The sequence below is a fragment of the Empedobacter sp. UBA5528 genome (assembly GCF_002426075.1).
Lineage (GTDB): Bacteria > Bacteroidota > Bacteroidia > Flavobacteriales > Weeksellaceae > Empedobacter > Empedobacter falsenii_B.
This window is the reverse complement of record NZ_DINY01000038.1, coordinates 779-8,882: the sequence shown is the minus strand read 5'-3', so window position 1 is coordinate 8,882 and position 8,104 is coordinate 779. Positions and strand designations below refer to the sequence as shown.

Annotated in this window: 8 protein-coding genes; 7 read left to right on the top strand and 1 reads right to left on the bottom strand. The window is 31.5% G+C overall.

The window, feature by feature from the left end:
* Nucleotides 1-788: 788 nt before the first annotated feature.
* Nucleotides 789-1,136, top strand: a complete 348-nt coding sequence (locus B4L98_RS08720) for a helix-turn-helix domain-containing protein (protein WP_291046845.1) — start codon at nucleotides 789-791, stop codon at nucleotides 1,134-1,136.
* 21 nt (nucleotides 1,137-1,157) lie between these two features.
* On the opposite strand, the gene B4L98_RS08715 is transcribed toward B4L98_RS08720, so the two are convergent.
* The gene (locus tag B4L98_RS08715) at nucleotides 1,158-1,997 is read right to left on the bottom strand and encodes a tyrosine-type recombinase/integrase (protein WP_291046846.1); all 840 of its coding nucleotides are present in this window, start codon (nucleotides 1,995-1,997) and stop codon (nucleotides 1,158-1,160) included.
* A gap of 366 nt (nucleotides 1,998-2,363) precedes the next feature.
* On the opposite strand from B4L98_RS08715, the gene B4L98_RS08710 reads away from it, so the two are divergent.
* The 6 genes from B4L98_RS08710 (at nucleotide 2,364) to B4L98_RS08685 (ending at nucleotide 7,964) form a co-directional block, all read left to right on the top strand.
* Nucleotides 2,364-2,876: a hypothetical protein gene (locus B4L98_RS08710; RefSeq protein WP_291046850.1), complete on the top strand. Its 513-nt coding sequence runs from the start codon at nucleotides 2,364-2,366 to the stop codon at nucleotides 2,874-2,876.
* A gap of 306 nt (nucleotides 2,877-3,182) precedes the next feature.
* Nucleotides 3,183-3,839, top strand: a complete 657-nt coding sequence (locus B4L98_RS08705; RefSeq protein WP_291046852.1) for an SH3 domain-containing protein — start codon at nucleotides 3,183-3,185, stop codon at nucleotides 3,837-3,839.
* Nucleotides 3,840-3,852: 13 nt separating this feature from the next.
* Nucleotides 3,853-4,863: a PD-(D/E)XK nuclease family protein gene (locus tag B4L98_RS08700; RefSeq protein WP_291046854.1), complete on the top strand. Its 1,011-nt coding sequence runs from the start codon at nucleotides 3,853-3,855 to the stop codon at nucleotides 4,861-4,863.
* Between the two features lie 237 nt (nucleotides 4,864-5,100).
* The gene (locus tag B4L98_RS08695) at nucleotides 5,101-5,574 is read left to right on the top strand and encodes a hypothetical protein (RefSeq protein WP_291046856.1); all 474 of its coding nucleotides are present in this window, start codon (nucleotides 5,101-5,103) and stop codon (nucleotides 5,572-5,574) included.
* A 414-nt stretch (nucleotides 5,575-5,988) separates the two neighbouring features.
* Complete coding sequence (locus B4L98_RS08690; protein WP_291046857.1) at nucleotides 5,989-6,903, top strand: hypothetical protein; 915 nt, start codon at nucleotides 5,989-5,991, stop codon at nucleotides 6,901-6,903.
* A gap of 146 nt (nucleotides 6,904-7,049) precedes the next feature.
* A complete protein-coding gene (locus tag B4L98_RS08685) occupies nucleotides 7,050-7,964 on the top strand; it encodes a glutaminase (protein ID WP_065722182.1) in 915 nt (304 codons plus the stop codon).
* The last annotated feature ends 140 nt before the right edge of the window (nucleotides 7,965-8,104 follow it).

Below are 8,104 nucleotides of genomic sequence, written 5' to 3'. Positions count from 1 at the left end.
CTTCAACTTTTTGACACTCGCCTCCAAATCATATGACATTTTTTTAATCCTTTTTCAAATACATAATACATTCTACTTTTTACATAGTACAACTCTAAAATCTCAATTCTCATATCTAACATCTAATCTGTACATCATACATTTAACTCATTACTTATAACTCATTACTTACAACTTAAATCAGGTAGTAGCCCCAATAAATTTGGAAAATGGCAATAAAGGGTTTACTTTTAATGTGCGAAAAATAAAAGTATAACCTAGCTGTCAAAGTCTCATTACCGAGGCTCTGATAGAGAGCGAGTAAAGAAAGGGGAACCTTTTCTTTACGTTCCGTTAAATGTTATAAAACGGAGAATTGTTCTTTAAAAGAATGGAAAAAACGAACAGACTTTGTCTGGAGGTTTTTTACGGATGAATTGAAATTGTTTCGTTCTCATTTTGTGTTGGGTTTTATGGAACGATGTTTCTCGTGTATGAAGAAATACTTGCAAAAAAAGCAAGGCGGCTTCACACTTTAGTACCGTGGGCGACCAAACCCAGCTTATAAACTCGAAAGTTTAAAAGTTACCCCTAAAGCATATGTGAAAACCGCCCATGCCGTATTACGAAAGTACAAAACTTTTGAGACATGGAGCGATTTCACGAAACTCTCGAGGTAAAATTGGTCGTTTCGATTCGAGATTCATCGTTTTAATTATGACTATTAAAAGTCTAATTATCAATTCGCTTATACAAATATAAACAATTTTAATTAAAACCCAATATGTTGGGTGATTATTTTTAGTTAAATGAATAAAATATTCGAATTTGAAACTACACAATTTGATTTTGATTTAATTAATCATGTGAAAAATCTCAGAAAAGTTAATAGGATAACTAAAGATGAACTAAGCCTAAAAATGGGGGTTGCTAGAAGCTTTGTTAGTAATGTTGAATCTTATACACAGCGACATAAATATAGCACCCGTCACATAACTCTTTTGGCAAAAGCATTTGGATATAAAAACATTGGAGAATTGTTAGATTTTCCAACTCCTAAATATGATAAAATTAAAGTGACTGTAGAGCAAACTTATAATGAGGCAGGCACTAAAGTATTGAAAAGTGAGGTGGTGAAGATTGTTGAGATAAAATAATGTGTTAGATTTTACAAATTATCACAAAAAATCTAAAGGACTTGGTGTCGATTTTTTATCAATATCTGTAATGTGCGTATAAATCATGGTAGTTCTAATGTCGTTATGACCTAATAATTCTTGAACTACACGTACATCAATTCCACTTTTTATAAGATGAGTAGCATATGAATGTCTTAAAGTATGTACGCTGCCTTTTGATAAAACACCAGCTTTACTCATAGCATTTTTTAAAATTAATTGGACGCTCCTTTCGCTGTATTGATTCCCTTTAGCCCCTTCAAACAAAAAGTCTTTAGGTTGATAAACCTTATAATATTCTCTCAATAATAACAAAAGTTTATCTGGCAAAGCTACTATTCGATCTTTGTTACCTTTACTTTGACGAATAAGAAGTAAATCACTTTCCGATTTTATATCTGCAATTTTTAAATTTATCAATTCGCTTAGTCGCAATCCACAGCTATAGATTATGGTAAGAATAGCTTTATGTTTTAAATTTTCTGTTGCATTTAATAAATTTCGTACTTCTTCTTGAGAAAAGAAAGTTGGTAATTTATTAACTTTTCGTTTCGGATAAAGATAATTTAATTCGATTTTCTGATTTTCAACTAATTCAAATACTTTTTTAATTGCCCCAACCAAAGAACGTTGATAGGAAACACTGATATTTTCTTGAGTTACTTTTGTATTGATAAACAATTCGATTTCTGAAATAGGAATTTCATCTAATCTATTGTATTTTTCCATCTGCTCTAAGAAAACTTGAGCGTAACCACAATACGATTTTATGGTATTGTTTGCATATCGTTGTAATTTTAATCGATTTTGCAACGTTTTTAGAATTGTTTCGCTATCCATACATTCATTATTACATTTTACATCAAATTACTTCGTGATACATGAATTTTATTTTTATAAGTATCTAATTTACAAAAAAATAATTATATTTGTTTTTAATTTTACGAAATGCGGATATAGCTGTTTTTTTACGAAACAAATGCTAGATCAGTTTCGTGAAAAAACAATGATGTGACGCAATTCTCCGCTATGCTACGAATCGCGTCACATCGGTTGACGGATTACATCCGATAATGTACACATTTCATCGCTATCGCTCCGAACTGCGTACATCATCGAATTTGCTAAATAAAAAATACACGCAACTTCGTTGCTATATTTTTTACTGTCGCAAATCCGTCAACCGTTAGGCGAAATTATAAGAAAATGAAATCAACAATTAAATTTTTATTAAAAATATTCACTGTCACAGCATTAATATTTGGATTTATGTTAGTAATTCCAGAATTATTTTCAAATCAAAAAATTGAAATAAAAGAAATTAGTATAAAAGCATTAATCTTTGGACTTCTTATGACCATAATTCTTGGATTACTTCAAGTGGTTAAAATGAAAAAAAATGGAATAAGAAATGCCTCTGACTTGGACTTTAAAGTTAATCAAAAATCAACATTTACTTCAAAATTAACTTTAAAAGAAATATTTGATGAATTAAAAACTAAATACAAATCAATAAACCTTACTTCAGACAAAATCATTATAAGAACATCTATTAGTTTATATTCTTGGGGCGAAAACATTGAAATTACAAAAGGAAGCACTAATGAATTTGAGTATGAAATTACGAGTAAGCCACAATTACCAACAACCTTGATTGATTATGGTAAAAACAGTGAAAACATCTTGAAAATAAAGAAAATAATAAATAACTTCGCCTAACATCGTATTGCTAAAATGCGGGATTGAAGGCTCTTGCGTTGAAAATTTTGTGAAATTTAGTCGCAAAAAATGTTTCCGCCTCCATTTTTTTATTAATTTAGTCAGCGGAAAACATTTTTTGCTTCGTGCAGTTTTTAGTAGAAATTTCAGGTGTAAAAGCCCGCACTTCAGCAATACGTTTCCCGTTATATGCCATTTTAGGACAACGCAACGCAAGAAAATATCGACTACGACATAGTTTGACGTAAGACGAAACAACTTTTGCAAAAGCTGAAAACTAAATTGGCTAAAAAAACGGAACGGCTAATGAAAAAAATTATTACAACTTTTGGATTATTCTTAATCACAACTTTCAGTTTCGCACAGGAAACAAAATATGTAAACACAGAACTTTTAAATGTTCGCTCTGGTGCGGGAACTAAATACGAAGTAATCGACAAAATTTCACAAGGCGAAAAAGTAACCGCCTACTCTACTCAAGGAACTTGGACAGAAATTGAATTAAACAACGGAACAAGAGGATATGTTTCAACTAAATTTCTTTCAAACTCACAAAATAAAAGTTCAACAAGCGACAAGAAAGGCAATTCTTGGATTGGCTATTTATTAGTAATTGGTTTTGTTTTATATGCTCTAAACAAAGTCCGCAAATTCTTTACTGGTGGAAATTCTTCTTATAGTTCAAGCTCTAACTCTCAACCAAGAGAAAGAGTTGAAAAACCACAGCCCAAACCTAAACAAAAATATATTTGTAAGCATTGTGGTTACGAAAATGAAAATTTAGGAACATTGACTTTTTTCACTTGTACAAAAAGTCCGACAAAGAAACATCAACCCTTAGAAGGCGGAGTACAAGATATGTATTCCTGCAAACATTGTGGTTATCAAAACAAAAACTTGGGTACACTAACCTTTTTTACTTGTAGCCGAAGTCCTACAGGAAAACATCAACCTTTGTCCTAAAACTAAATCATATATGCGACCAAACATTTTTGACATTGCAACCAAAGAATTAAATCAAGACGCTTTTATTACTTGGCTTTTGCAATTTGCTGATGATAATTATCAATCAGTAGACCAACATTTAAACAAATGTGGAAAAACATTTGTAACTCAACTAATTCAAAAACAAAACCCCAACTTCAACGAAACAATCTCAAAAGTTGAAGCTGGAAGACAATGGGAAAACATAGATGTTTGGGCAGAGGTAAACGATAAATATTTAATCATTATCGAAGACAAAACACATAGCAACCAACACTCAAACCAATTGGCTCGTTACAAAGAAACTGCTGAAAAATGGTGCGAAAATAATAACTATGAAAACCCGATTTGCATTTATCTAAAAACAGGAAACGAAAGCCAAACAAGCCTAAACAATATTCAGAAGCAAGGGTTTTCAATTTTCAGCAGAATTGACTTTATCAGCTTGCTTGACCAATTTAAAGAAACAACAAACAATATTTTCGTTGATTTCTATGAAAGATTGACAAGAATTGAAAAATCAAACAACGAATTTGAAACTAAAATCTTAAAAGACTGGAACGGTAATGATTGGCAAGGATTTTTTCAATTCCTCGAAAAAGAAATTTATGTAGATTGGGGTTATGTAAACAATCCAAATGGAGGATTTTGGAATGCTGTTTTAAATTGGGATTATTGGAACGATTATCCAGCTTACATCCAACTTGAAGAAGGAAAACTTTGCTTCAAAATATCGACCGACCCTGACGAAGTAGAACTTCCTGAAGATATGACAAGAGGCGAAATCCGCAATCAACTTCACGACCTCATTATGATTAAAGCAAATGACTTTGGACTTAATCATATCAGACGACCAGACCGATTTGGAAGTGGAAACTATATGACAGTTGCAATTGTTGACAGAGAAAATTGGTTAGGTTCTGATAACGACACCATCAACAAAGAAACCATTGTGAAAACATTGACTGATTATCTAAATTTTCTGCGAGAAACAATAAAATAACATAGAAAAAACGGCATATAACATCGCATTGGCAAAATGGCGGGTTAAGTGCAAACTTCAACTTTTGTGCTTTTTATTCCGCCGAATGTGTTCCACATTCAGCTTTTTTTAATAATTTAGCTTCTGTGGAAACACATCGGCTACGTTACTGCTAAATTGAACTTTTCGTCCAATTTATCCGCCACTTCGCCAATGCGTTTCCCGTTAGCTGTAATTGCACAAAATCAGACCGACTAAATGAAAATCAAAAAACTTTTTTACACTATTATATTTGCTTTGATTTTATTTTCTTGTAAAAGTAGATCAATTACATATAATCATACTAGAATTGTTAAACTTCAAGAAAGTGGTTATTCTGTCTTTTTTGACACACTGAAAATAAATTTTAAAAATTTTTATTCGAGTAAAGAACAAGTTAACAGAATTACAAAAAATAAAAAATATAAAACTATTAATATAAAATCGAACGGAAATAGTAATATCATTGAATCTGAAAACTTAAAAAATAAAACTATTAAAAATTTGAGTATTCCTGAATTTGGTCTACTTATCATTGACGGATATCCTGTAAGTTCAGAGAATTTAAAAACAAATGTCTTAATTGACTTGAACTCAATAAAAAATATAAAAATCTTAAGTAAAAATGATTATCAAGATAAATTTCCACATTTAGATTTAAAAGGCGGTATTGTGATTTTACAGACTAGATAAAAAATTTGCAAATTGCAACTACAGCTAACAAGGTATTGCCAAAAGCGGGGCTAAAGTGGTAAATTCAAGGTTCTACCATAATTTTCCGCCAAAAACGAATTTTATTCGTTTTATATTTTTAAATTTAACTCATAAAAATTCGTTTTGGCTCGCCTCGGTGCAAAATCGAAACTTTCCGCTTCGATTTCCCCGCCTTCGGCAATACCCAAAACGATGTGACGCAATTCTCCGCTATGCTACGAATCGCGTCACATCGGTTGACGGATTACATCCGATAATGTACACATTTCATCGCTATCGCTCCGAACTGCGTACATCATCGAATTTGCTAAATAAAAAATACACGCAACTTCGTTGCTATATTTTTTACTGTCGCAAATCCGTCAACCGTTAGCAGCAAGCATTTAACCGAAGATGAAAATTATTGAAAACTATCTTAAAGAAGAAAACTACTTTGGACTATTAGTTTATGGACCATCAATCGACGAAATAATAGAAATATATAATAACACAATTCTGGTACCATTGAAATCTTTGTATCATAATCACTACATTGATTATATAAAGGATTTCTTTGAAACATTCAAATATAAATACGCAGTATCTAATATTGAAACATTTGATAAGGATTATTCCGATAATATTCCTGTTTGTTATATACTTTATAAATCCAATGAATCGCAATCTAACATATTAAATTTTGAGAAAGAATGTAGTGTTCATCTTGAAAAAGCAAAACTGTTTCTTTCTTTAATATCAGGTCAATCCCCCGTTGAGTTTTTTAAAGTTGTAAAAATGAATGAAAAAATTATGTATAAAACTGAATTAGTTCAGTATAACAGATTGCACAGACTATGGATTAGTTTAGAAGAGAAACTTTCATTCATTAATAACGCTGAAAAAATAATTGATAATCAAAATTTTTCCTTGTCACTTTTTCATGACGCAAACAAAGAGACTAATCATATATACAAATGTGCCAGATATTTTATGGTACTAGAAAGTATTACAGAAAGTAATCATGAATCTCGCAAACATGTAAAATCGTTTTTTGCTAAGAATAATTATTCGCCAACTTTAAACCACAATAATTCGGTCAGAAATTATAATTTGTCAAATATTGATGCTGTTGAAATTGCAGGCATAATGAGAGCGAAATTATTTCATGGTGCCACTCTGAAATATGATTATTTTAAGAGAATCATTTCAGTACAAGACTACAATTATTTAATTTCTAATCCAGAAGAATTAAGTAAACACATGAGGGATTTATGTGAAACAGCGTTTTACTTAAAAAACAACCAAAATAATGAAAATGCCAGCCGCTAACAAGGCATTGCCAAAAGCGTGGCTGAACGGCTTCGAATTGACATTTGTGCAAAGTTCAACTTTTGTCCTTCGATTGAACTTTTGTGCTAAAAATACCCGCCTTCGGCAATACCCAAACCGTTGTGTACAATTAAATTAAAAAAGAGGTGAATTTAGAAGAAATAGTTAGGGCAACCTATGAAGAGGTTAAAAATACAGATGACAAAGGACGATTGGCATCTTATATTCCTGAGTTGGTTAACGTTGATTCGGAAAGTTTTGGAGTATTTATATCAACAATTGACCACACTAATTTTGGTATTGGCAATTTTAACGAAAAATTTTCGATTCAGAGTATTGCAAAAGTACTTTCACTAAGCTTAGCATATAGTATTCTTGGCGAGAAAATTTGGACAAGACTTGGAGTAGAACCTTCAGGAACAGCATTTAATTCTCTAGTTCAACTTGAAGCAGATAAAGGCATACCTCGAAATCCCTTTATAAATGCTGGAGCAATTGTTATTTCAGATATTCTACTTAGCAATCTGAAAAACCCAAAAGAAGAATTTTTATCTTTTATTAGAAGCATTTCCAATAATTCAGAATTAAACTATTCACGCAAAATAGCTGCTTCAGAAAAAAGCGTAGGATTTCGAAATGTGGCATTATGTAATTTCATTAAATCCTTTGGAAATATTGAAAATGAACCCTCAGATGTTCTTGACTTCTATTTTGATCTTTGCTCTCTTGAAATGAATTGCAAAGAGCTTTCAGAATTATTTTTGTTTTTAGCAAACAATGGCTGTAACATATTTGCTAACAATTCGATACTTACCAAAAGCCAATGCAAAAGAATAAATGCACTAATGCAAACTTGTGGCTTATATGACGAATCTGGAGAATTTGCCTTTAAAGTTGGACTTCCTGGAAAGAGTGGTGTTGGAGGAGGGATTGTTGCAATCCATCCAAATCATTATGCGATTGCAGTTTGGAGTCCGAAATTGAATGAAAAAGGAAATTCATATAAAGGGATGAAATTTCTTGAAGAGTTTACAACAAAATCTCAGTTATCGATATTTTGAGATGAAATAGCCATGATTGGAACAAATCACCAACCGAAGATGATATTATAACCAATCTGGCGTATTCCATGTGACCCATAAAAATAAATAATAACACATGAAAACTGTACACAACATCGGTAACTGTTGCACAACTCCAA